General features: G+C 52.4%; 22 protein-coding genes. 5 read left to right on the top strand and 17 right to left on the bottom strand.

What is annotated here, in order from left to right:
• Nucleotides 1-66 precede the first annotated feature (66 nt).
• Nucleotides 67-1,278, top strand: a complete 1,212-nt coding sequence (locus MKX63_RS20260; protein ID WP_341019592.1) for a sugar efflux transporter — start codon at nucleotides 67-69, stop codon at nucleotides 1,276-1,278.
• A gap of 404 nt (nucleotides 1,279-1,682) precedes the next feature.
• Here MKX63_RS20260 and MKX63_RS20255 read toward each other — a convergent pair whose 3' ends face one another.
• The 3 genes from MKX63_RS20255 to MKX63_RS20245 form a co-directional block, all read right to left on the bottom strand.
• On the bottom strand, nucleotides 1,683-2,381 hold the full coding sequence (locus tag MKX63_RS20255; protein ID WP_341019588.1) for an SDR family NAD(P)-dependent oxidoreductase: 699 nt from the start codon (nucleotides 2,379-2,381) through the stop codon (nucleotides 1,683-1,685).
• A gap of 243 nt (nucleotides 2,382-2,624) precedes the next feature.
• Nucleotides 2,625-3,503, bottom strand: a complete 879-nt coding sequence (locus tag MKX63_RS20250; RefSeq protein WP_341019586.1) for a metallophosphoesterase family protein — start codon at nucleotides 3,501-3,503, stop codon at nucleotides 2,625-2,627.
• Between the two features lie 72 nt (nucleotides 3,504-3,575).
• Complete coding sequence (locus MKX63_RS20245; RefSeq protein ID WP_341019584.1) at nucleotides 3,576-4,157, bottom strand: TetR/AcrR family transcriptional regulator; 582 nt, start codon at nucleotides 4,155-4,157, stop codon at nucleotides 3,576-3,578.
• 299 nt (nucleotides 4,158-4,456) lie between these two features.
• Here MKX63_RS20245 and MKX63_RS20240 point away from each other — a divergent pair, with 299 nt between their 5' ends.
• Nucleotides 4,457-5,887, top strand: a complete 1,431-nt coding sequence (locus tag MKX63_RS20240; RefSeq protein ID WP_445323559.1) for a DHA2 family efflux MFS transporter permease subunit — start codon at nucleotides 4,457-4,459, stop codon at nucleotides 5,885-5,887.
• Nucleotides 5,888-6,049: 162 nt separating this feature from the next.
• Nucleotides 6,050-6,340, top strand: coding sequence for a hypothetical protein (locus MKX63_RS20235; RefSeq protein ID WP_341019580.1), 291 nt, complete (start codon nucleotides 6,050-6,052; stop codon nucleotides 6,338-6,340).
• Nucleotides 6,341-6,384: 44 nt separating this feature from the next.
• Here the strand turns inward: MKX63_RS20235 and MKX63_RS20230 are convergent, their stop codons facing one another.
• Nucleotides 6,385-6,726 carry a hypothetical protein gene (locus MKX63_RS20230; protein WP_341019579.1) on the bottom strand — a complete coding sequence of 114 codons (342 nt, stop codon included), beginning with the start codon at nucleotides 6,724-6,726 and terminating at the stop codon, nucleotides 6,385-6,387.
• 187 nt (nucleotides 6,727-6,913) lie between these two features.
• Complete coding sequence (locus tag MKX63_RS20225; protein ID WP_341019577.1) at nucleotides 6,914-9,292, bottom strand: ABC transporter ATP-binding protein/permease; 2,379 nt, start codon at nucleotides 9,290-9,292, stop codon at nucleotides 6,914-6,916.
• 215 nt (nucleotides 9,293-9,507) lie between these two features.
• Here MKX63_RS20225 and MKX63_RS20220 point away from each other — a divergent pair, with 215 nt between their 5' ends.
• Both MKX63_RS20220 and MKX63_RS20215 read left to right on the top strand, forming a co-directional pair.
• Complete coding sequence (locus tag MKX63_RS20220; protein ID WP_341019574.1) at nucleotides 9,508-10,182, top strand: response regulator transcription factor; 675 nt, start codon at nucleotides 9,508-9,510, stop codon at nucleotides 10,180-10,182.
• A complete protein-coding gene (locus tag MKX63_RS20215) occupies nucleotides 10,179-11,222 on the top strand; it encodes a HAMP domain-containing sensor histidine kinase (RefSeq protein WP_341019572.1) in 1,044 nt (347 codons plus the stop codon). The genes MKX63_RS20220 and MKX63_RS20215 overlap by 4 nt, the downstream gene beginning before the upstream one ends.
• Nucleotides 11,223-11,531: 309 nt before the next feature.
• On the opposite strand, the gene MKX63_RS20210 is transcribed toward MKX63_RS20215, so the two are convergent.
• The 12 genes from MKX63_RS20210 to MKX63_RS20155 form a co-directional block, all read right to left on the bottom strand.
• Complete coding sequence (locus MKX63_RS20210) at nucleotides 11,532-12,212, bottom strand: RAP domain-containing protein (protein ID WP_341019571.1); 681 nt, start codon at nucleotides 12,210-12,212, stop codon at nucleotides 11,532-11,534.
• A 454-nt stretch (nucleotides 12,213-12,666) separates the two neighbouring features.
• Complete coding sequence (locus MKX63_RS20205; RefSeq protein WP_341019569.1) at nucleotides 12,667-13,749, bottom strand: Gfo/Idh/MocA family protein; 1,083 nt, start codon at nucleotides 13,747-13,749, stop codon at nucleotides 12,667-12,669.
• A 113-nt stretch (nucleotides 13,750-13,862) separates the two neighbouring features.
• Nucleotides 13,863-15,467 carry a response regulator transcription factor gene (locus MKX63_RS20200; RefSeq protein ID WP_341023150.1) on the bottom strand — a complete coding sequence of 535 codons (1,605 nt, stop codon included), beginning with the start codon at nucleotides 15,465-15,467 and terminating at the stop codon, nucleotides 13,863-13,865.
• Nucleotides 15,468-15,509: 42 nt separating this feature from the next.
• Nucleotides 15,510-17,273, bottom strand: coding sequence for a sensor histidine kinase (locus tag MKX63_RS20195; protein ID WP_341019567.1), 1,764 nt, complete (start codon nucleotides 17,271-17,273; stop codon nucleotides 15,510-15,512).
• A gap of 160 nt (nucleotides 17,274-17,433) precedes the next feature.
• Nucleotides 17,434-18,279 (bottom strand): carbohydrate ABC transporter permease, encoded by an 846-nt coding sequence (locus MKX63_RS20190; protein ID WP_036690968.1) that lies wholly within the window; start codon nucleotides 18,277-18,279, stop codon nucleotides 17,434-17,436.
• The gene (locus MKX63_RS20185) at nucleotides 18,276-19,238 is read right to left on the bottom strand and encodes a carbohydrate ABC transporter permease (RefSeq protein WP_340755801.1); all 963 of its coding nucleotides are present in this window, start codon (nucleotides 19,236-19,238) and stop codon (nucleotides 18,276-18,278) included. Before MKX63_RS20185 ends, MKX63_RS20190 begins: the two co-directional genes overlap by 4 nt.
• Nucleotides 19,239-19,426: 188 nt before the next feature.
• On the bottom strand, nucleotides 19,427-20,776 hold the full coding sequence (locus tag MKX63_RS20180; protein ID WP_340755803.1) for an ABC transporter substrate-binding protein: 1,350 nt from the start codon (nucleotides 20,774-20,776) through the stop codon (nucleotides 19,427-19,429).
• A gap of 201 nt (nucleotides 20,777-20,977) precedes the next feature.
• Nucleotides 20,978-22,162 (bottom strand): DUF4367 domain-containing protein, encoded by a 1,185-nt coding sequence (locus tag MKX63_RS20175; protein ID WP_341019565.1) that lies wholly within the window; start codon nucleotides 22,160-22,162, stop codon nucleotides 20,978-20,980.
• Nucleotides 22,144-22,701, bottom strand: coding sequence for an RNA polymerase sigma factor (locus tag MKX63_RS20170; RefSeq protein WP_341019563.1), 558 nt, complete (start codon nucleotides 22,699-22,701; stop codon nucleotides 22,144-22,146). Before MKX63_RS20170 ends, MKX63_RS20175 begins: the two co-directional genes overlap by 19 nt.
• Nucleotides 22,702-22,870: 169 nt before the next feature.
• Nucleotides 22,871-23,362, bottom strand: a complete 492-nt coding sequence (locus MKX63_RS20165) for a pyridoxamine 5'-phosphate oxidase family protein (RefSeq protein ID WP_341019561.1) — start codon at nucleotides 23,360-23,362, stop codon at nucleotides 22,871-22,873.
• Between the two features lie 107 nt (nucleotides 23,363-23,469).
• Nucleotides 23,470-24,177, bottom strand: coding sequence for a DNA alkylation repair protein (locus tag MKX63_RS20160; protein WP_341019559.1), 708 nt, complete (start codon nucleotides 24,175-24,177; stop codon nucleotides 23,470-23,472).
• Nucleotides 24,178-24,196: 19 nt separating this feature from the next.
• Entirely contained in the window at nucleotides 24,197-24,682 is a 486-nt protein-coding gene (locus MKX63_RS20155; RefSeq protein WP_341023149.1) for a molybdenum cofactor biosynthesis protein MoaE, read from the bottom strand.
• Nucleotides 24,683-24,838 lie beyond the last annotated feature (156 nt).

Below are 24,838 nucleotides of genomic sequence, written 5' to 3'. Positions count from 1 at the left end.
ACGTTATACTATAATTAAACCAAAGATAAGACTACAAGCGATGCTGAAAGGAAGTCCACACACTCTATGCTCAAAAGAACCTATGCTCTGCTCCTCATTCCAACCTATCCTATATTCCTGCTCTGCATGCTGTTCCAGGGAATGGCCATCTCGATCAGCGCTCCATTCCTGGCGGTCTACTTCACAGAAGAACTCGGCGTCAGTGCCGGAACCTTCGGAATATTTACAGCGGTGACCCTCCTTAGCGGGGTAGCCTTAAGCATGTTCATTGCCAAACGCTCCGACGCCGGACTGAACCGCCGCAGGCTGATGGTGATCTGTATGATGTTCAACGCGGTTGCTTTTGCCGGATACATATTCATCCATGACTACTACCCGCTGCTGGCCTATATGACTATATTTACCGCATTAGGCGCACCGGCGATGCCGCAATTATTCGCCAGTGCCAGAGAAGCTGTGAGCGCCAGCAGCTCTCCTGATCATGCCTTGGCGAACTCGGCCCTGCGCTCGATGTTCTCCCTTGGCTTCATCAGCGGTCCGCTGGTAGGAGCCGCGCTCCTCAGCCGCTTCGGATTTCAGGGGATTTTCTCAACGACGACACTGATCTTTCTGATCAATGCCCTGCTGGTGTTCAGCTTCGTACGGCCTTCAGCTGCTAAGCAGCCTCAACAGCGTCGTGTCCAAGCGCATGCCGGACGGCAACGCAGCGTCAGGGTACTGGTTCCTTTTCTTATCCTGACCCTGCTCTATACCGGACACTGGGCCAATAATCTGAATATCTCCCTGTTCATTGTCAATACGCTGGGAGGCACTACACAGAATGTAGCTTCGGTAGCCAGTATCTGCGCATTAATGGAAATTCCGTTCATGCTGTTGCTGGGGCTGCTGTCAGCCAAATACAATAGTAAGGTGCTGCTTGGCTGGGGAATGGTAATGGGAGGAATCTATTATGCGCTGGTGATCGGAGTAGGTGAGCTGTGGCAGCTCATCGCCGGACAGGTGCTGCTGGCTTTTTTTGTGGCTGTAATCTCTGCGATTGGCATCAGCTATATTCAGGATTTGCTGCCTGACCTTCCCGGCTATGCCTCCACGCTGTACACTAACGCTACAACTATCGGCAGACTGGCCGGAAGCCTGGCGGGAGGAGCCGCAGCCCAGTGGTTAGGATACCGCCATTCCTACCTCCTCTGCGTAGTTCTGGTAGTCTGCTCACTGGGACTGCTGCTCTGGCCCCGCCGCTCTCCGGATGAGACAATTACAACTCCGCTCGCCTCTTAACATGTGAGGTGCTGTGCAAAGTAATAGAGCATTAGATTTAATATTGTGAATATGATCATTATCGGACCTTAATGAGGCGCTGGAATGATAGCAACTGCATTTTGTACAATAGAATGCTGTAAAAAAGGCTTCAAAATAGAATCTATTGTATTCGGTACAATTGAATGTTGAAAAAAGGCTATTTTTCATCCAAAACACAACATTCCACTGTATAAAGTACAATAGAATCTAATTTTGCGGTCGGATATGCGTTTTCTATTGCAGGAAGTACAATCAGTTACTTGAATGTAAGAGCAGAATTCGGTAACGGGTACAGTATCAGCCTAATAGTAGCTCGATGTTCCTGCTCAGACTTTAACACCCCTAAGGTTCATCCTTACACTTCTAAACCTAATGCTGTATATTTATATCTCCATATCCTTGCCCGTGTAATCCACGAATCTGAAATGTCCGGACGGCTCGGCTCTCTGCCCGATCAGGTCCAGAATACCTTCGGCACTGGTGCGCGGGTGAAGCGGTGCCTTAGCTCCGCCCATATCGGTAGGCATCCAGCCGGGATGGACGCTGAGCACATGGATGCCGCGGTCCTTCAGCGTGACATGCAGCTTCTGCGTGAACATATTGAGTGCGGTCTTGGAGATCGTATACGGATAGCTGCCCGGGTAAGCATTGGTGATACTGCCTGCCTCTGATGAGATATTGATGATCGAAGCATCCGGCCCGGTCAGCAGCGGCAGGAGGTGCTTGACCACCCGCATCGGCCCATACAGATTGATCTCCATGGCATGCTGCATCTCTTCTATATCCAGTGCTTCAAGTGCGGTGTCCGTGGCATTCAGCACTGCGGCATTATTGATGATGACGCCGAGTGTCCGGGCCTGCTCGCTCAGGCTGGCAGCAAGCGCTGCTATTCCGGCCTCGTCCGTCACATCAAGCGTCACAAGAGTCAGCTTGTCCCCGTGTACTGCCGCCAGATCAGCTAATGCTGCCTGCCCGCGCGTCAGATCCCTCACTCCCGCAATAACAGCATGTCCACGTTCCAGCGCAGCAGCTGCCAGTTCAAGACCCAGTCCGCGTCCCGCCCCTGTAATTAGAATATTCATATTATAATTCCTCCCAATACGCCTGACTCACCTTCTCGATATCGTGAACCAGAATCCCAATCTGTGTCATGAAGTGATTCCCAAGTAATCCTGACATTCTGTTCTGCCTCCTTTATCTGCTGACCAGACAACCATACTAACCTGTGAAAGGGCTGTCAAGTTCTCCGCCTAGGACGCTGGCCAAAAATAAAGAGAATGTCTCCACGACACTCTCCTCCCGCTATGCCTCATTCATTTAGCCCCTCAGTGCGCGATAAAAGCCTCCATTTTGTAGCCTGACCCGCTGCTGGTTAATGTAGCGTTATAGTACCCCATGTTCCCGCCGGGCTTGCATTTGTAGTCCCCGGAACAGCCAGTGACGAAGAATTTGGTTTTGGTGTACCCGGGATAGATGTTGCTCAGCTTCCGGTAGAATTTGTGACCATGATGGGTGAAGATCGCCAGCACCTTCTCTCTTGCTTTTGCAGGAATAGCTGTGAAGAACTTGGAGGTCTCGGCTGCGCTGAGCACATGGCTGGAATCCACCGTAATGCCCTGCACCCGGAGCGGCCAGTGGAAATCGATGATATAGAAGTACCTGTCATCCAGATTCCGCAGCAGATTAAGGCTTGCCGGCGTGAACTGGCCCAGAGCGCAATCCAGCCACATATATCTCACCTTGCCCTGCGTTCCAGGAAAATTCATCTGTCCGGCCACCGCCCCTAAATACTGCGTGAACAAGGACCGGGTACTGGCTTCCCAATTCCCTATAGAGGCCTTGTAAGGGATGCTTCCCAGGGTGGCAGTCACTGTATCCTTGAAGTCCTTATAGTAGACGTTCGCGTTATTTCCGTGATCCGCTCCCGCCTGGGTATTATCTCCCCCGAAGATGATAAACCGTTTGTTCCCGCTGCTCACCGCCTTGGGCAAAAGACTCTTAAAGATGCTCAAGCTGTTACCGTATCCCACATGACTGTCACCAAATACCGCAAATTCAACCGTCTGTGCCTTGATTCTGCGCTTCACTCCGGGTAGAGCCTGCCGCTTGGCGCGAAGCACCCGCTTCCGTGCCGGTCCTGCCTGTCTCCTCATCTCGTACCACCCCATCCCATCAAAAATAGCTTCAAAATAAATAGTAGTCACTACTATTTATATGCGGGAGGGATTGGCTGCTCTTGGACCTATGAATCCATCAAAAAGGAATGCTTCGGGCAATTAATTCGCCCGCAGTGAAGTAATCTGCTTCGCCAGATACTGCGGTGTATACGGCATGTCCTCCCGAAGCCAGGCGATGATGGTACCAATGAGGGCCGCCGAGCCGTACCACACAGCGATATCCTTCTGTACCGTTACTTCCGAAGCATCATGCGCGGTAACCCTGCTCTCCACCCGTGCAGAAATAATGTCTGCCATCAGTTTAAAAAGCCGGTCAGTAAATATCGTGCTCTTCCGTGACGTAAGTACGATTTTGTAGAATTTGGCGTTCTCGGCAATATGCACAAGCAGGTGCTCCAGCATCGGCCACTTCTCTTCTTGTGCAGCTTCCGTAAAGTCCGTATCCGCTCTCACCACCTCCAGAACCTCCTCAGCCATATCATCCGCCATTTTCTCCAGCATATCCGGGATATCCCGGTAATGCAGATAGAAGGTCACACGGTTAATTTGGGCCCGCTGTGCAAGGCGGTTGACGGTGATTTTCTCAATGCTCATCTCTTCCATCAGTTCAATCAGAGCCTCTTTGAGGAATTGGCGTGTACGAAGAACGCGCGGATCTGTCCGCTGGGCCGGATTTGTCATTTCTGGTCTCTCCAATCTGCTGCCGTCTAAGGGCAGGCTACAATTTCAGTCTAAAATGTCGTTTTTCAACCACATACACTACACATATCTTCTAAGTGTAAACTAATTTACATTTTCCCGAAAATCGTTGCTTGATTACATGAAATTTTCATTTATAATCTACTTTATACATTGTAAACTATACGACACGTTGTAAATTTAGTCTATTAGTTGGCGGTTTGAAAGGATGGAGAATAGTGAGTAACAAGACAGCAAGCCAAGGAGTTCCGTCCATTTCCAAGGGACCTATTCTTTTTGTAATGATTCTCGGTGCCTTTCTGGCTACGCTGAATCAGACCATCATGAGCGTTGCTACACCAGAGCTTATGCATGACTTCAATATTACAGCGGCCACGGCCCAATGGCTCACTACCGGCTATATGCTGGTCAACGGTGTGCTGATTCCAATTACAGCCTATCTGATGCAGCGCTTCACTACACGGGAGCTGTTCCAGGCCTCGATGTTTATTTTCTTTGCGGGTACCCTTGTATCGGCACTCGCCGGAAGCTTCCCGGTGCTGCTTACCGGACGGATGATTCAGGCTGCCGGTGCCGGCATTATTATGCCGCTGCTAACCCAGGTTATTTTGACTCTCTTCCCGCGTGAGAAAAGAGGTGCCGCCATGGGGATGGTCGGGCTGGCCATTATCTTTGCCCCAGCCATCGGCCCTACTCTGGCCGGATATATTATGGAACGTTATTCTTGGGAGATGATGTTTTACGGCATGCTTCCGCTCACGGTTATAGTCATCGTATGCGGTTTTATTTATCTGAAAAATGTGGCTGAGCGTTCTTTTCCCAAAATCGACATCACCAGCGTGATCCTGTCGACCATTGGATTCGGTACCCTGCTCTACGGCTTCAGCCGGGCAGCCAGTGCTGGCTGGTCCAGCGCAGAGGTGTTATTGTCGCTGGCCGCCGGCGCCGTGTCGCTCGGATTATTCATATGGAAGCAGCTCACTTCGGAGAGCCCGCTGCTGGATCTGCGGGCCTTCCAATATAATATGTTCTCCTTGACCACCGTTATCAGTGTGGCGGTTACGATTGTGATGTATGCGGATATGATGCTGTTGCCGCTCTATCTGCAGAATGCCCGCGGCTTCACTGCTATGGAATCCGGCCTGCTGCTGTTGCCCGGCGCAGTCATTATGGGCGCACTGATGCCAGTCACCGGTAAGCTGTTCGACCGCTTCGGAGCGAAATGGCTCGCCATTATCGGCCTGACGGTCACGATTCTGACTACACTCAGCTTCGTGATTCTTACAGACTCGACAAGCTACGGTTATCTGATGCTGATGTCCACCGGCCGCCGGATCGGCATGGCCCTGCTGCTGATGCCTATTCAGACCCTCGGGCTGAATCAACTGCCCTCCAGGCTGAATTCACATGGTACAGCGATCTCCAATACCGTAAGGCAAGTCGCCGGCGCAGTAGGCACTTCTCTGCTGGTCACCGTGATGACCAGCCGTACCGCCTCTCACTTCCAGGATATTATGGCCAGCGGCGGAGCTGCCGGAGATACTCAGCAGCATATGGTGATGGAGGCTTCCATCCAGGGCATCAACGATTCCTATCTGGTTATTGTGGGCATCGGAATTATCGGGCTCTTACTCTCCTTCTTCATTAAGCAGGTGGGCCAGGCTAAGGAACCGGCCCCGAAGCAGCCAGCTATTATCGCCGAGGAAATCTAAGAAGAGCGCCTGCTGCTGTGCGGTTTCATAGGCTGGACATAGAAGAAGACCCGCGGAGCGCACTCCATGGGTCTTCTTCCACATCTCGCATATACCTGGCGCTTATAGTACAATGATATCCTGACTGCTTATTATATTTTAAGAAAAGTAAGAGGTGCCCGAATGGCTATCAGCTTCACGAAATCAATGCTTAACCGTCTCAATCACGAAATCACAGAGATGGAGACCGGTATTACAGAGCTGCAGAAGAAGACCCGCAAGACCAAGCTCAAGATCAACCAGCTGGAAAAAGACTGTAAGCTAAGCTCATCCCCAAGCTCCCTCAGCAGTAAAATGAGCCGCATCACCAAGCTGCAGGCTGAACTCAAAAAAATCTCCCAGCAGCAGTTAGAGCTGTCCAAGGAGATTAACAAAAAGAAAACGCTGCGCGCCCAGCTGCCTTCTGCGGATTAATCCCAGACTGCTGCTCCGGCTACTTCCAATGCAAGCGGCGGCTGTTATTTTGAGGGACTTAGCCGGGCACGCATCCAAATTAGCAGGTAAATGACGCATAAGAAAATCCAAAATTCGTTGGCGAATATACTCTGCTTCAGCGCTAGGGATAGTAGAACATGGTACAAACAAGTGAATCCCAGCAGTGACACTAATCCTACCGTCATCGTTCTGCCGGATACCTGCTGCGGAAGACTGATTTTGGACAGAAAATAAGCAGCGGCTACCGCTACAGTGATCGATAATACGATTCTCAGATTCTGATTCTCTATCATATCGTGCAAGGTAATAATTAACGCCAGCATAAGAAAACCCGCAATGACCTGCAACTTGCCTCTGGTCTTCATTTGATCCCTCCTGGGTACATGATTAAATCTCTATTTCCTGTTATTTTATCCCACTATCTTCCTATTTGTCTGTGATCTATGGCAATATATCTTGCAATAATAAAATGCAGAAAGAACCAAAGGAACAGATTCCCTTGGTTCTTCGTCAATTAATTATTCCAGTCCGGCTGATTTGGACTATGGCCCGTTATTCACTGCGCAGAGCAGCCACCGGGTCCTTCTTCGCCGCCATCTTGGCCGGGATAGCACCGCCGAGCATGGTCAGCAGCACGCTGATGATACCCAGAATGAGCGCGTGGAGCGGATTCAGCTGGGCCACATTTTTCAGCTCCGTCAGGTTGTAGAGGACCGCATTGACCGGGATGGTCAGCAGATAAGTGATGCCGATGCCCAGAATCCCCGAGCAAGCCCCGATAATGAAGGTCTCGGCATTGAACACCCGCGTAATATCCTTCTTACGGGCACCCAGTGCACGCAATACGCCGATCTCCTTCGTACGTTCCATCACGGAAATATACGTAATGATCGCAATCATGATCAGGGATACCACCAGAGAAATCGCCGCAAAAGCAATCAGCACCATCGTAATCCCGTCCATAATTCCGCCGGAAATATTCGTCACAATCGCTGCAAGGTCAGTATATTGCACCTGATCCTCCGCCGCTTTGCCTTCATTCCATTTGTCCAGATAAGCATTTACGGATTCCTTCGCACTGAAATCAATCGGATACAGTGAGACTGCTGTCGGGATATCGGTAGCTCCCAGAGCGGCAAGCGCATTCTCCTTCGTGGGAGAAGCCATACCGGCAGCAGCAGCCTGTCCCGCGTTCATCATAGCAGACCCGCCCATCGGGCCGGTTGAACCCGAGCCTGTAAGGCCATCCGACAGCCCCTGTCCCGTTAACACATTGATATCTGCCTTCTCTTGGGCCAGGACAATCTCGGATTCCTTCGCATCAGCAATGAAGGAGGCCGCCAGCTCGTCGGAGTAGACCAGACCGGGCGACAGCGTTGAGATTCTCGACCCTTCCTGTGCGCGCAGCACACCAGCGATTTTAAGCGTAACCGCCTTAGGGCTGTCGTAAAGATCATTCATATTCCCGCCTGGAGCATTGACCACGAACTGTTCGCCGTTCTTTTTATAATAATCGTTGTTCATGATCAGCTTCACCGGCTTGCCGACCAGATCGCTAAGATTGATGCTCTTGGCTTCATAGTCCAGCCCGAGCGCATCCACTTCCGCCTTGGTCATACGGTTGTATTGATCCACGATAAGCACCAGATCTGTCTTCTCTGCAGGGAAGGTTCCTTCCAGCAGGTCATAGTACTGCTCCAGGTAGCTTCCCGAAGCACTATCCTGTTTGCTGGGATACGGAGCCACGGTGATTTTGCTGGTATCCAGGGCCACTGCCTTATCCCCATCCTTGACCAGCATGTTCATCTTCACACTGCGGGTGTACGCCACGCCGTCCAGCAGCTTAGGATCAATCCCGTCCAGATACTGCATATACTCCTTGGTCAGCACATTCACATGCATAGCGGAGTTGACAGTAGGGTCATACGGGTAGAGCTTTTTCTCTGTCGGGTATGAGGTAAGCTCCGTGGCTTCTTTGCCGGGAGGGCCCGCATTCTGCAAGTTGATCGCTGTCTGGTTGATGGAGACCGGGAAGTTGGATAAGGCCCCGGTCTCATAGGAGCTGATCTGTTTGTCGAAGCCATTAGACAGGGACAGAATCAGAGCAATACCGATAATTCCGATACTGGAGGCAAAAGCGGTTAACCCCGTGCGCCATTTCTTGGTGGAAATATTTTTGCCGGATAAATTCAGGGCTGTGAAAAAGCTCATGCTTGTCTGCTTCAGCTTGTACGCGCTTGAGGTCCTCTGCGCTGCCAGCGGATTACTGTCCGAGATCGCATGACCATCCGAGAAGCGGATGACGCGGTCTGCATAATTCTCCGCCAGCTCCGGGTTATGGGTAACCATAATGACGAGCTTATCCTCGGCAATGGTCTTAATCAGCTCCATGATCTGCTCACTCGTCTCCGAATCCAAGGCCCCGGTAGGCTCATCGGCCAGGATAATATCGGGATTGTTCGCGAGCGCCCGGGCGATGGCTACACGCTGCATCTGTCCGCCGGAGAGCTGGTTCGGCTTTTTGTGCACATGATCCTTAAGGCCGACCTTCTCCAGTACCTCCAGCGCCTTACGGTGCTTCTCGGCTGAAGATACCCCGCTGAGCGTCATCCCCATCTCCACGTTGTCCGTGATGCTTAAGTGTGAGATCAGATTATAGCTCTGAAAAATAAAGCCGACACTGTTATTCCGGTACGCATCCCACTCGCTGTCCTTGAAGCGCTCCGTCGATTGGCCGTTAATGATCAGCTCTCCGCTGTCATACTGATCCAGTCCGCCGACGATGTTGAGCAGCGTGGTCTTGCCTGAGCCGCTCTGGCCCAGAATCGCAACGAACTCACTTTCTCTGAAATTGAGATTTACTTTATCCAGTGCGACTTGAGTGAATTCGCCGGTCTTATAGCTCTTGGTGATGTTTTTTAATTGCAGCATTGTCCAGTCTCCCTTTCCATTCCTGTACTCTTATTCTCTGTATGTGCTATGTGCTTCGTGTCCTGCTGTTCCCCAGTATAATCGTCCAATATAAACTAAACCTAAACTCCCGGTTGAGATTAAGTTGATCTTCATGAGGTATACTGGAAGAATCCGCAAAACATCTATACAAGCTATACGTTCTATTACATGGAACCGTTCCAGGAGGAGAATCTATGTTTACTATTCTTGTAGTCGAGGACGATGCCAAGCTGCGGCAGCTCTTCTGCACTGTACTGACCAGACACGGCTACCGCGCGGTTCCGGCTATGAATGGCGAGGATGCGCTGGCGAAGCTGGATAAGGAATATATCGATCTGATGATCTGCGATATTATGATGCCCGTGATGGACGGCTTTGAGCTGACACGGATGATCCGGGACAACAACAGCCAGCTTCCGGTCCTGATGGTGACGGCGCGGGAGACTTTTGCCGATAAGCAGCAGGGCTTCCTAGTTGGCATCGATGATTATATGGTCAAGCCGGTCAATGTGAATGAGATGATTCTGCGTGTCGGGGCGCTGCTGCGCCGGGCCAAAATCATCAGTGAACGCAAAATCGAATGGTCAGAAACGGTACTGGACTATGATGCGCTAACTGTGATTCAGGGGCCTGAGAGCATCGTGCTGCCTCAGAAGGAATTCTATCTCCTCTATAAAATGGTCTCTTACCCGAATAAAATCTTCACCAAGCAGCAGCTCATGGATGAAATCTGGGGGATGGACTCCGAATCGGATGAGCATACGGTGGTGGTCCACATTAACCGGCTGCGGGAGCGCTTCCGGGACAACCCGGATTTTGAAATTGTCACGGTCAGAGGGCTGGGCTATAAGGTGGTGAAACGGGGATGATCCGGGGGAGAAACCGAGGGCTATGGTGGTATTTCGTCTCGATGGTGTTCGTGATTATTCTGTTCTTTGTATTGATTCTGTCTGTGCTGGCGTACCTGTATTTCCGGGTAGGGAATAATACCATTGGGCACCGTAATATGTTCCCGCCCGTGCTCATGGTGATGCTGTTCAGCGTGGTCATCGGGACTACGATCAGTATTATGGTCGGCAAAAAAATCCTGGCCCCGATCACAGACTTTAGCCGCGCTGCCAAAGAGATTGCCAGGGGCAACTTCGACATCTACTTGAATGAGTCGCACCGCGTGGATGAGATCAGTGAAGTGGCGCATCACTTCAACCTTATGGTTCAGGAGCTGCGCAGCATCGAGACCCTGCGCAATGACTTCGTCGTGAATGTGTCTCACGAATTCAAGACGCCTATTGCGGCGATTGAAGGGTACGCCATGCTGCTGCAGGAGGAGAATCTGAGCAAGGCGGAGCATGACGAATACACCGGAATGATTATCGAGAGCTCACGGCAGCTGTCTAATCTGTCCGGTAACATCCTCAAGATATCCAAGCTGGAGAACCAGGAGATGCTCTCAGAGCTGGCCGAATATCCGCTGGATGAGCAGCTCCGCCAAGCACTGCTGTTGCTGGAATCCCTCTGGTCCGCCAAGCAGCTGAATCTGGATATTGAGCTGGATGAGCAGCGGTATTATGGCAATGAAGAGCTGATGATGCAGGTGTGGCTTAATGTGCTGGGCAATGCGATCAAGTTCACGCCGGAGGGCGGAACGATCTCGGTCGCGCTCCGCTCGGACGGAGCCTGGATCTCGGTGGTCATCGCAGACACCGGCATCGGCATGACCCCGAAGGTGCGCAAGCACATCTTCGAGAAGTTCTACCAGGGCGACCCCGCCCGCTCCGCTGGAGGCAACGGCCTCGGCCTGCCGCTGGCCGCGCGCATCATCAGCCTGAGCAAAGGCACCATCGAGGTGCGCAGCGAGCCGGGCCAGGGCTCGGCGTTCACGATCAAGCTGCCGCGGGGAGGAGCTTGAGGGGTTGGGCGTGCGCCTTTTTGTGGCCGCTTGCGGGGGATCAGAGGGATTTATCCCTCTCATTTCCTCCCCACACCCACTTTCGGCGTAATCAGAGGGATTTATCCCTCTCATTTCCTCCCCACGCCCACTTTCGGCGCAATCAGAGGGATTTATCCCTCTCATTTCCTCCCCACGCCCACTTTCGGCGCAATCAGAGGGATTTATCCCTCTCATTTCCTCCCCACGCCCACTTTCGGCGCAATCAGAGGGATTTATCCCTCTCATTTCCTCCCCACGCCCACTTTCGGTGCAATCAGACGTTACTATCTACCATAACTCATTATCCATAATAGATGGAACAAGCTCATACCGACAGATTCTATTACCTCCTTGCATCAAAACAGGTGTAAGTTTGCCTTTGTCACACAAACTATTCAAGTTTTTCTTCACCGTTCGCGGATCAATCCCAAGCCCCTTCACCACATCCACCGGCCGGATCATCCCATTCTTTCGGCTCGCCATGTGCAGCATGTCACGCTCTATCCTCGACAATTGGCCACTCCCCTCAGAACGGGTTTTCAACAAACATGGGGTTAGCAAAGCTTTCAGCAGGGAGATGGTCTGCTCCGGTGCGGATTCCAGATCATCGTAGGGGATGGCGATGACGCGGTATCCGGCAATTTGCAGATACGTCTCCCGGTTCAGCTCCTGACGGTAACGGGTGCGGTCCGTATTCTGAACATGCGGCCCATATCCCTTGATCTCGATAGCGAACTTAACCTGTCCCGGCTTCCACACAAAATCCACAAAATACGGCCTGCCCCGCCAGTCTGCTACCTCGTACTCGGGATGCAGTTCATCCAGGTTACCGAAAATCGGCCACCATACCCGCTCTACAAACATCTGCTCCCCATGCCGGTGCCCCCGGTCCAGCCGGTCCAGACGTTCCCCTGCCCTGCGTTTCTTATGATACTCCAGCCATCTCTGATGCTCTTCAACAAATCCCATTTCTCTCTTCCTCCTTTGCAAAATCAACTCTCTCTCCCCGCAAACAGCGCTGATCAGCCCACTTGCTTACTCGCTCCCGGGGGTGTCAGAACCTAAGTTATTAACGTATCCAAACATTTCCACGCATATCCACTCACAAAAAATCCCGCACCCGATAAACCAGGGCGCGGGATGTGCTTCATCCGTTTTACAAATTATAGTATCGCCACACTGCAAGCGTCAATAACATCCTTCACCGGTGGATCAACTTCGCTTCCATGTGTACCTCTCACTGCAAAAATGTCGGGGGCGATGGAGGATTCACGGACCCAAGGTTTGGGCAAACAAGCTTCTGCCAGCAGCTACACTCCCCGCCAGCAGCTACACTACCCGCCAGCAGCTACACTCCCCGCCAGCAGGTACACTCCCGCCGGCAGGTACACTCCCGCCGGCAGCTACGCTCCCCGCCGCAGCTCTACTTCCCCTCCGCCCAGCACATCCGCTCAGTTCTTATGGCTTCGCCGGACTCGATGGCCTTCTCAATCATCTTGCCGAGGTATACGTCCTGCGAGGCTTCCTCCAGTCCGTAGAAGCTAGGGCCGCCAGCGGCATAGAGGGCCATCTTGTCCAGACAGGACGCAATGGCGAGCTCGTCATCGTACAGCCGGGCAGGGATGAACGGATTAGTGTACAGCCATTGCTCTCCGCAAATAATCCCCTGAAGGTAATAGCCTTCAGCATTCTCCTGCTCCCCTCTGTTAATGCGCTTCAGCTCCATTTGCAGAGGCACCAGGTTCTCCTGCTGGAGCAGCACCCGGTTGTCGAAGATCTCCCCGCGTTCTCCGCGCACACTAAGGTGATTCGAGCGGGTCCAGGACCTGTGCTGGTCCTTGGTGAAATCATAAATGCCTAAGCGGTCTCCGAAATCCAGCCAGGCCAAATCCCGTTGCAGCGGGATCAGCTTGTCTTCAGCCGGAGGACCGCTGCGGGTAGGTCCGCCTACCCAACTGGAGGCGAACCGCATCCCCCGAATGACCGCCTCCTCGAACCCGATGCCAAGCATCCTGCGGAGCAGGCTTGCCCCATGATACAGATGCGATACGGAGACCGTTGTCTCGGTGATTCTGCCCAGCCTGCCAGAGCGGATCAGCGATAGCCTAGCCTCCTGAACCGGATGGTACGGGTACTGCTCTGCGACTTGTATCCAGGCTCCGTGCACGGTCAGCTCCTTATGCAGCTGCTCCAGCTCCTCCAGAGTGGAGGCAGGCGGTGTCTCTGTCAACGCTGGAAGGCCAATCTCTGCAAGCCGGTACAAATAGTTCATTGCCGCCCCGCCGCCGACAGAGACCACTGCGAAATCCGGGTCCTCACTTCGCAGCAGCTCGTCAAGGGAACGGTACGTCTGAACGCCCCACCCCGCTTCTATCGCCTGTCCCTGAGCCCGATCCCTGACCACAAGACCGCTAATCCGGAACATGTCCGGCAATGAACGGGCAATTCGCAGATAATATTGTGCGCGGAATCCCCCTCCGCCGATAATACTGAAGTTAACGGGCATAACGCTGTCCTCCCTGATGGCACATTGATGTTGATGCAGCTTTAGCCGCAAGTCCCTGCTCCGTCATCGCGGCTTCTACCATCATACTTGTCTCTGGTGGATTATATGTGTCATCATTTGATCAGCTCGGTAGGATTCATGCCGGTGATTTTCTTGAATAGCGTGCTGAAATAAGGAATGTTCTTGTACCCTACCCGCTCCGCCACTTCATAGACCAGCATATTGCGCTCCATTAATAGTTCCCTGGCCTTCTCAATTCTCACCCGGGTCAGGTAATTGTTGAAGGTCTCCCCGGTGATGTTCTTGAAGATGATCGACAAATGATTCCGGGAGATGAACACCTTATCCGACAGATCAGCCAGCGTAAGCTCCTCGGCGTAATGCTCATGAATGTAGTTCGTCATGAAATCAACGACCTGCCGGTGCTTACTGCTGCCCTTCCATTGACGGCTGGCACAGATCGCTGTAATTTTGGCGGATAACCAGCTTGCCAGCTGGTCGGGTACGGCCAGGTTGCCGATCTCCTGTGCAATCTGGTCATTGGTGAACAGATCATCGAGCACGAAGCCCGACTCATACAGGGAGTAGGTGATAATGCCCCATAGCTCGCTGCCGAGCATCTGCACGTAGCTGGCGGACACCCCTTGCTGCGCTTGCAGCTCGGTAATATATCCGTATACAAGCTGCTGTGCCTCAGCCTCTTGTGAAGCCTTCATCGCAGCGGCCAGCTTGTAGGAGAATTTCACCGGGAAAAGGACACCCCGGTCCTGCCCGCTGCTGTGGCTCTCCCGGTAGCAGTATACCTCATACGCCGGGCTGATCCGCAGCCCCCCGTGATCCATGGCACGAAACGCCTCCTCTGTCGATTCGGGGATTTTCGTCCAAGTATCCTTCAGACCACCTATACCGATGCGGACCATCAACCGGAGATAGGAGTGGATGCTATCGACCAGCCGGGTGGCCAGCTCTTCCAGCTGCTGTGTGCATTCTCCCTCCGGATGAATAATCAGCAAAGCCCGGTAGCTGTTCAGCTCAGTGTACTCCATATTGGCGTAATGCTTGCGCGTGACCTCACAGGCAATGTTACTGACCGCGAAGCGGAACAGGTTCCAGTCCGAAACCGAGAAGGAGCTGGCCCGGTCATCGCGGATCAGCTCAATCCCGATGCTTGCATGCCTGCCGTCAAGCCAGTAATGATACGAAGGCGGAAGATGGGAATTGTTCCGGTACGAAGGCTCCAGGGTACCGACGGCTGCCGACCGGACCCATTCCTTCTCGACAAAAGGCTCGTACAGCATCATTTTCAGCTCCAGCTCACCTTGTCTGATTACCTTCTCCTGCTCTCCAAGCAGTTCTTCAATCACCTTGTGAAGGATGGTTCTAAGCGTAGGCAGACTGATCGGCTTGGAGACGTAGTCACTGACCTGAAGCCGGAGGGCTTGTCTGGCATGCTCGAAGTCTGAATATCCGCTTAGAATAATAATTTTGCCCTTGAAGCCCTCGTTCCTTAATTGCTCCAGCATCTCCAGGCCGCTCATCACCGGCATATAGATATCCGTGATTACAATGTCCGGGCAGGTTGCACGGATCATCGCCAGACCGTCTTCCCCGTTAAGCGCCTCACCGGCCCATTCTGCGCCCAGCTCCTCCCATGGAATCGCCCGCTTCATCCCCTGAAGTACCTGCCGCTCATCGTCAATAATAGCGATCTTCCACATCATGTCTGCCTCCTTAAGCTTCTCTGGCCCGCAGCTGCCGTATCAGCCTTCCTTCGCAGCGAGAGAAGCAGTCAGTATCTGTGCCGGAGCCTCTGTGAGCAGCGGCAGAACAATCTCTACCCGGGTCCCTCCCTCTTCACGTTCCTTCAGCGTAACCCCATAGTCATTTCCGAAATATCCGGCAATCCTCTCCCGCACATTCCGTATGCCATAGCCGCCGGTATGCCGCCCTGGCGGGCGCACTTCCGGCTGCTTCAGGCCTGCCCCGTTATCATCAATTCTGATCTGCAGCGTCTCTTCTACCTTAGTAAAGGATATTGAGACATGTCCGCTGCGCTGCTTATTGAAGCCGTGTACAATTGAATTCTCCACGAACGGCTGCAGGGTCAGCTTGGGAAGATAGGCCTCCTGAAGCCCCGGTTCCACATCGATGGCGTACTCCAGGCCGTCGCCCCAGCGGAGCTGCTGGATTTCGAGATAACACTGGATGTGCTGCAATTCCTCCGATACCATGATGAAGCTTGCCCCGTTGGATAAGCCGATCCTGAACATCTGGCCCATCAGCTCCAGAATCCGGCTCAGCTCATCCTGTCCGGCCTCAATGGCCATCCAATTGAGCTGGTCCAGCATATTGTAGAGAAAATGGGGATTGATATTGGCCTGCAAGGCCTCTATCTCCGCTTTGCGCTGCTGCTCATACCGCCGCTCCAGCGATAGATACAGCTCCTCAATCCGCTCGGTCTGCTTGCGGTAGCCGGAGAATAAATAACCGAATTCATTCTCATAGTCGCTGGGCAGCTCCTCCTTGTGCCCACCGACTGAATACAATTTCATAGCGCTTACAAGCTGCTTAATCGGCTTGGAGAATTGCCTGCTCAGATAATGCGTCAGGAGCAGGACCAGCAGAATCGCTCCAATCCCGATTAGTCCGATCCATTCCGCCAGTTCCAGACTGCTTGCCGTAATCTGCTTCCAGGAGGTGAACTCAATCAGCGTCCAGATGGAATTATCCATTCTGGAGTAGACCAGCAGCGTATTGCCGGAATCCTTATCGCCGGGAATATGGACATAGCCGGATTTGTTGCTCTTGAGGTCGATCCATTGAGACCACTCGCTCTGCTTCAGCGTCTCTCCGATGCTCAGAATCTGCTTGCCGGCGCTGTCCGCCATGATCCGGTTCGACCCGGAGGTATTGCCGGTCAGCAGCGCACGGATCTCCTTGGCCTTGATATGAACGACCAGCACACCGAGATAGTCGTTCTCGTTCATGATTTTACGGGCGAAGCTTAGTACCGGAATGTCTCCCTGCACACTGGGGATGGAATATTCCCCCGACCAGGCGAAATCGCTTTTCACCAGATTCTTGGACCAGGACTGCTTATCCAGATCGAGGATATTGCGAAATTGAATATAGCTCTGTCCGCTGCTCGGCATCGGCTGATCCATGTAGAGGTCAATTCCCTGGATTAACGGAATGGCATAGGTCAGATTGCCGAGCGCACTCTCAACGCTTATACGCTTGCGGTACCGCTCAAAATCATCCTGCCTGTTCGATAGAAAGGTCGTCAGCTCGTTGTCCCGTGAGGTGGATAGTGAGATCTGTTCAATCATATCCAGCCGGGTGGTAATTTCATTATTCAATTCATCCAGCAGCCGCTGCTGATAGTGGGAGGTGGTCTGCACAAGGGCTTTGGAGGAATTGCTGTAGCTGGTCCAAGCCGTAACCGCTATCACCAGAATAATTATAATGGCAAAGCTGTGAAAAAACAGACGGTCGATCCTGTACTTTTTAAAAGGATTGGTCAAATGGTCCCCTTCCTTCGCCTCCGGCTCACAAGAAATAAACGGTAAAGCGTCGAATAAGGCTCAGGCGCTTTACCGCTATCGGACGGATGTTTTTTTAAAAAATATAAGAATTTAAAACGGTACCGTTTAAAAGGACGGAAAATCCGTTTCCACTTGCATCTTATCCCTTTATGCCTGTTGTCGCAATCCCGTCTACGAAATACTTTTGCAGGAAGGTGAATACAAGCGTTGCCGGAACTATAGAGACCAGCGACATAGCCAGAAGCTGGCCCCACTCGGCTGCAGACTGGGAGTCATTGATCATGCGCAGCGCCAGACCCACCGTGTACTTGTCTACCGTGTTGATGTACAGGAGATGTCCCAGGAAGTCATCCCAGTTCCACAGGAAGCAGAAGATGGTCACCGTAACGACCGCCGGGAAGGCCAGTGGCATGACCACTCTCCAGAAAATCCCGAACCAGGAGCAGCCGTCGATTTTGGCCGATTCATCCAGCTCCTTGGGCACGCCGCGGATAAACTGGATCAGCAGGAAGACGAAGAAGCTCCCGCCGGCCCCTCCCGCCAGCAGATGGGGAACGACAAACGGCAAATACGTGTTGACCCAGCCCAGCTGATGGAACAAGGCGTACTGGGGAATAATCAGCACCTGGCCCGGCATCATCAGTGTCAGCATCAGAATCGAGAACCAGAATTTCTTAAGAGGAAAATCCAGTCTGGCAAATCCGAAAGCAACCAGCGTGCAGGATAACAGGGTTGCGATCAGCACCATAATCTCAAGGCCGAAGGTGTTAAGATAGAAATCAGTGAACGTATGTCCGGGAACCGATTTCCAGCCTTTGGTGAAGTTCTCCCATTGCGGGACGGACGGGAAGATTCCCGGTGAACTCAGCTCGGTGCTGTCCTTCAGTGAGGCTCCGATCCACCAGACAATCGGATAGACCATGAGGAAGCTGAAGAGAATCATGAACACATGCCGGAGTGCAGGCTTCCAATTCAAAGTTGTCATTTGCGTTTTTTCCCTCCAGTGTCAGTCTCATAGAATACCCAATATTTCGAGGTGTAGGAGATCAGCAGTGTTGCAGCGACGATGGCCACCAGCATAATCCAGGCCAGTGCAGAAGCGTAGCCCAGCTCGTACCGGCTGAAGGCCCGTTCATACAAATACATAGCGTACACGTATGTAGCATTCATCGGACCGCCATTCGTAATCACGAAAGCCGAGGTGAACATCTGGAAGGCGTTAATCACGGCCATAATCAGGTTGAAGTAGAGAATCGGCGACAGCATAGGCAATGTAATGCGGAAGAATTGAATGAACTTGTTCGCCCCGTCTACCGAGGAAGCTTCATACAAGTCATTGGGAATCTGCTTCAGCCCTGCCAGGAAGATTACCATGGTAGAGCCGAATTGCCAGACCGTCAGCAGAATCAGTGTGCTAAGCGCAGTGTCCGGGTTGGTGATCCAGCTTTTCCCTTCGATGCCGAAGACAGCGATCAGCTTGTTGAAAATCCCGTCTACCCCGAAGATGTTACGCCAGAGCAGCGATACCCCGATACTGCCTCCGATCAGAGAAGGGAAATAGATCGCTGTACGGTAAGCACTGATCCCTCTGACTGCCTTGCTGAGCACCATGGCTACGAGCAGGGCTGCAATCAGCTTAAGGGGCACGGAAGCCAGTACATACATGACCGTGACTTTGGCAGATTGAATGAATTTGGGGTCTGCGGTGAAAATCCGTTCGTAATTGCGGGACCCGATCCATTTCATTGGCTGCATCAGAGTGTAGTCAGTAAACGAATAGTACAGTGATAAGAACAACGGATACGCCGTCAGTACCAGGAATCCGATCAGCCAGGGCGAAATAAACAAATAGCCTGCAAGCGGAGCGTTCCACCGGCTTTTGAAATAGGAGCTTTTTTTCGGCGCTGGCGAGGCTTGGGCTAAAGTGGTTGTGGAGCGGTTCATCTGTGGTCACCTCTTGTGGTCAATTTGTATAGCTTAAGTATAGTATTGGGCCACACTTCGGCTAAAGGAGGGCAATGCTCGAATTCTTTCAAAATATAACGATTAATTCGAAAACACGAGTATAAGCGCGTTCCAAGTGGAAAAGAGAAAGCCCGGAACATTGCTGTCCCGGGCTTTCAGTTCATACCTTATTTCTCGTAAGATAGCGAGGCTTCCTTCAGCTGCTTGAACGCCTCTTCCGGTGTGGATTTACCGAAGCTGAGCTGGTCACGGACCAGTACCCAGTCTTTATCCACGAAGTTCGTCCAGCCGCCGGCTCCGGCCGACCAGGTCTGGCCATCCGGCTCCGTAGCACGGAGCAAGCCTAAGCCTACCTTATCCAGATCGCTCATATTGGCTTCCAGCAGAGCAGCGTTATCCTTGTTAGCCGGGAGGCCACGGAAGGTCTTGGTGATTTGGGCAGCCTCAGCATCATTCACGAACCAGTTGATGAATTTCTTGGCTTCTTCAGCATGCTTGGAGTTCTTGGAGACCGCCATGTACATCGACGGCTTCAGCCAGCCTCCTGCCTCTTCGGCACGCGGCATGGTTACAAGTGCGTAGGCTCCTGGCTTAATACTGTCCCAGGTTCCCAGATTGTTGGAGAAGCTGTAACGGAACAACACTTTTCCTGCTGCGAGCAGGTCCATTTGCGGATCATTTTCTTTATCGGAGGCATTCACATCCGCTGGAGGAACAAGCCCTTCCTTGCGGAGCTCTTCGAACTTGCGGGTCCATTCCAGATAGGTGGCTTCATCCACGTTGAAGTGACCGTCATCCGTGATGACCTGCCCTTTGCCTCTGGCATACTGATACGCCGAGTACATGAAATAGTTACCTGCATAGTCGAGGGTGAAATATTGTCCCTTCGGCAGCTTGGACTTGGATTCCTTCGCTAAGGCGAAGAACTCATCCCAGGTCCAGCCGTTGGCCGGGTTCGCAATGCCCAGCTTATCCATAGCCGCTTTATCATATACCATACCGAAGGCTACCGAGCCGAGTGGAACTGCATACTGTTTACCGTCCAATTGGCCGCCTGCCAGCAGCTTCGTATCGAATTTGCTTACATCCACCTCAGGAGCAAGGTCGGCCAATTGCTGGCGGGCCATCCAGTCCGGCATCCAGCCCGGGTCAAGCTGAACCACATCGGGTGCATTGTTGGCCGCAGCCTGCGTGGATAATTTGTCCAGATAACCGTCCATACCGGAATACTCCGGCTCGAAGGTTACGTTCGGATTATTCTTCGTGTACAATTCCAGGGCCGCCAAAGTGGCTTCGTGACGCGGCTGGGAGCCCCACCACATAATCCGCAGCTTGACCGGCTCATTGGTGCTTGGCGCATCCGTTGCAGCAGCCGTCGCAGCAGCATTGGTGCTGGCGGGTGCTTCTGTAGCCCCTCCTGCATTGTTTACTTTATTCCCTCCGCCGCCGCAGGCAGCCAGTGTACCTAATATCGCTGTCATCGCCAGGACCGAAAGAGAACGCTTCCATTTCAACATCTTTAACCCTCCTGTATACATCTGTATTCTCTTGCTACATTGCTATATTAACAAGACGGGTTGGAAGTTCATAGGAGGGCGATGCACGAATTCTTATAAAATCTTACGAATATGCCATCCTGCAGATCGGCAAAAAACGTTCAAAGGCTGCTCCGCTATCCTAAGATAGCTGGGCAGCCCTGAGTGTCAACTCTGCGTTACTTATTTCATCATGCTGGCGGCGATGCCGATAAGCTCATCCTTCGTTAGCTCCGTATTCTCCTGGCCAACGGACACACGATAGTTAACCTTTGTGCCCGGGTCAGACCAAACCAGTCTGTACTTAAACCCTAAGTCAAGTTCCTTGTTGTCCGAGTCATCCGAGAAAATGGCCTGTTTGCCTTTAATCTCGATATTCTCCATCTTAGTATGTTCACTCCACGAGAGCGGGTCTGCCGGGTTTTGGTTGTCATCCACACGCGAGACGCTGATTCTCACCTGAGCCTCCCCTTTCTTGTATACCAGAGAGGAATACGGGTAGTCAACGTTCTCCGCCTTCTCGACTCTCCAGGCCAACTGGAAGTTGTCTCCCAGGTCTCTCTTGTTTTCGTCTTTAAGCTCCTGCACATCCGGCACTTTTAAGAAAGAAGGGTTGATGATGGCCTCGTCCAGGGCATAACCTTCCGGCATATACGCCGGCTGCTCCAGGATCGGAGCGTTGTGCTCCTCTACACTGGTCTTATAGGCGGTATAGTCCTTGAACGTGAGGGGCGGACGATACATATTCATACTTCCCTCTCCCTCCTCGCCTTCACGTGTAATTAGATAGGTGGCATACTCTCCAGGAAGCAGCAGCTCCTTCATGAGTGCTGCCCCCTTTGAATATTTCTCGTTGTAGAATATACTCTCCTTCCGGTTGGCTTCATCGTCTGCACCCGGCTCTGCTTCTGGTATATAAGGCTTCAACGGTTCTTTCGCCTTCTCAATCAGCGTTCCGCCGGAAGCCGTCGCCGGAATCGGCTGATAAGGCAGCACCTTATACGGGGCTCCGGCCCCTTGCCGGACTTCACCCGAACTCTGGGCTTCAGCTCCTTGCTGGAGTTTGCCGGAGAATTGGGTATAGCCGCCGCCCAGCAAGACCAGTGCCAGGACCGCCGCCGCCCAGCCCTTCACCGGCATCCGCTTCTGTCTCCGCCCGGTTCTTGTTTCCATTCTGCGCATTACTTTAGGTGCCTCTACGCTTGGAGGAAGGGTCTGAAGCAGGTTCTCGTCTCCTTCAGCAGTCAATGCACCCTCAAGCCCGAGCGCCTTCATTACTGGTTCATGAACATCAACGGTGTTCCAATGTGCTGAACGGTCTCCATCCTTCAGAAACTGCTCCTCTGCAGTTAATTCACGCTTGCCCATAATTGTTTCTCCCTTCTCTCAATCGCTTTTTTAAGTTTTTCCCTGGTCCGTTCATATCTTTTGCGTACGGTAGCCGTACTCACACCCAGAATTTCACTGATCTCCGCAAATGATTTATCTTCATAAATCCGCAGGATCAATAAATTCCGGTCCTCCACATCCAGCTTCCCCAGAGCAGCCGAGACCGGCTCGCTGAACAGGCGGTCATGGGCCATTTGCTCGGCGCTCTTCTCCGTAACCTCCTGCCCGAGCAGCTTCCGCAGCTGCTGCCGGGATTTCTGCCGGCGCAGCTGATTCAGGCAATGATGATAAGCAATCTTGTAGAGCCATGAGGTGAAATCTGCCTGAGGCTTGTACTGCCCGATATTCTGGTAGGCCTTGATCAGGATATCCTGCACTGCGTCTTCTGCCTCTTCCTTGTTATTCAGCAAGCGGTAACAATAGAGGTAAATCCGTTGCTGGTACAGCCTGATCACATCAGAGTACAAGCCTCCTTCCCCGTCCTGAATCCTTCTAATCTTCTCTTCGATTGGGTCCACGATAATCTCCTTTCTGCAAAGCATATAGATATAACACATGAGCCGTATGTAATGTGACAATTATCTTTTACCGGTGCCACAACAAAAAAAGAGACCCCCAGATGAATTCTGTTGATCTCTCCGTTGCAGAACCTATGAACCTGTAGCTTCCTAAAACCTTCTGTCTGCTCTATTCCAGCTCGACCGTCTGATTCAGATTCAGCCCGTCCGTGTCCTGCCCGGTCATCCGCTTGAACATGTATACTGCCTTCTCGGCGAGATTGCCGCTCTTCCAGTATTCGGCGGCTTCGGCATGGACCTTGATCAGAATGACATTCGGGTCATCATAGCTTGTTTTCAGAAATGTATCGTACCCTGCACTCCAGAGCTCTTTCTTCTTGTTCACATCGTTTACAATTTCGGCTGTGCCGCGGATCGATACATAGGATTTATCAGCATACACGACATTCACTCGCGGATCATACAGAATCTCTCCGAATTTGCTGGTATCCTTCTTGGTCAGGAACCACAAATCTCCGTCGAATTCGACCTCCTGGGTCTTCATGGGCCGGGAGACCAGCCCTTCCTCCGAGATCGTGGTGAGCATGGCCATATCGATACCCTTGATCAGCTTGCGGACCGTCTCAACGGCTTCCTCGTGACTATGGTGTGTAGTTGACATCTTTACCGCCTCTTTTCTTCCAGGATAGGGAATAGGTTATCCAAATGCATAGCATTTATTAACCAGAAGCAGCGAAACATTACCGGATGCCGGTGAAATCCGCGAGATCAGCAGCGTACATGCTTGCGCTTGAACCCGATCCGTCCTTTGTCGACAGCCTTCATAATATTATCGTATGCGCTGATGAGCTTACTCTTCGGCTTGTCCTTGTCCACCTCAACCGGACCCACCCGCTCCGCCGTCTCACGAGCCAGCTCATGAAGCGGCGAATAGGATACGGCCACCGTATACATAAAATTGTTCATCGAATACCGGGTGCGCTCCGGGGACTGATGAATGCTCTGCTCGGCCTGCTCCAGCATACCGGCCAGCTTACTCTCCGGGAACTCCTGATCCGGGCGGCTTCCCAGCAGCCAGCAGTAACAGCTCCAGCCTGCCGACATTCGGAGGTCTTCTCCGCTCCTGATCCACTCATCGGCCACCTGCTGGGCAATATCCGCTTCAGCCAAGGTTACAGCCACAACGAAATCAGACAGCATATAGAAATAAGCCCCGTCCATCCAGCGGTTGTAATCCGCCTCTGTCATCCCGTTCGGATCAGCAATGATCCCGGCAAAATACATCGCATCATAATTACCTGTAGCATACAGCTCCTCAGCCAGCGCCTGATTGATTCCGGTTTGCTTAAAAATTGGCTTCATGGCACCGGTAGCCACACCAAAGAGCGGTTCCCGTGCACCGTTTGCGGTATACATCTTCTTGGTCCGTTCCTTGCCAAGCGCTTCAAGCTCCTGCATCACCTGTTCTGCATTCATTGAACGTTCCTCCTTATCGCTACCTCTCATCTTCCGCCGGAATATCCGGCAGCAGCGGCCGGCCCTCAGGGTAGGCATTCTGATTCAGCTGGTCGCCAATCCACGCTTTGCCGTCCTCGCCGGTTTCTTTTTTCCAGATGGGGACAATCTGCTTGATCCGCTCAATCACGTATTCATTCGCTTCATAGGCAGCCTTACGGTGGGGCGAGGAGACTGCGATGACCACGGCAATATCGGTGATCTCAAGCCTGCCGATCCGGTGGGTGACCGCAACCTTAGTATCCGGCCAGCGCTCCAGCACCTCCTGCCCGATGCGCTTCAGCTGCGTTACAGCCATAGACGGATACGCTTCATATTCAAGATACAGGGTTTTCTTTCCCTGTGTGAATTCACGCACCGTACCGATGAATAAGGTAATCGCCCCGGCCTCTCTGCGCAGAACTTTATCGGATACCTCAGCGGGTATAATCACGGACTCTGTAATTTCAAATAACGAATCGCCCATTTCCTCACTTCCCTTCGATAGATGCAACAGCTGCTCATATTGCTCAGGTGTATCTATATCTGCCGCGAAATCTGCCTCTAGCCCCGCACCGGCCAGCTCATCCCGTTCCACCCCTAACCAGTGCAGTGATTCTAACAAACCGCCCAGCCGGTACTC

The organism is Paenibacillus sp. FSL R7-0179 (assembly GCF_038002265.1).
Classification (GTDB): domain Bacteria; phylum Bacillota; class Bacilli; order Paenibacillales; family Paenibacillaceae; genus Paenibacillus_AQ.
This window is presented reverse-complemented; position numbering and strand designations above follow the sequence as displayed.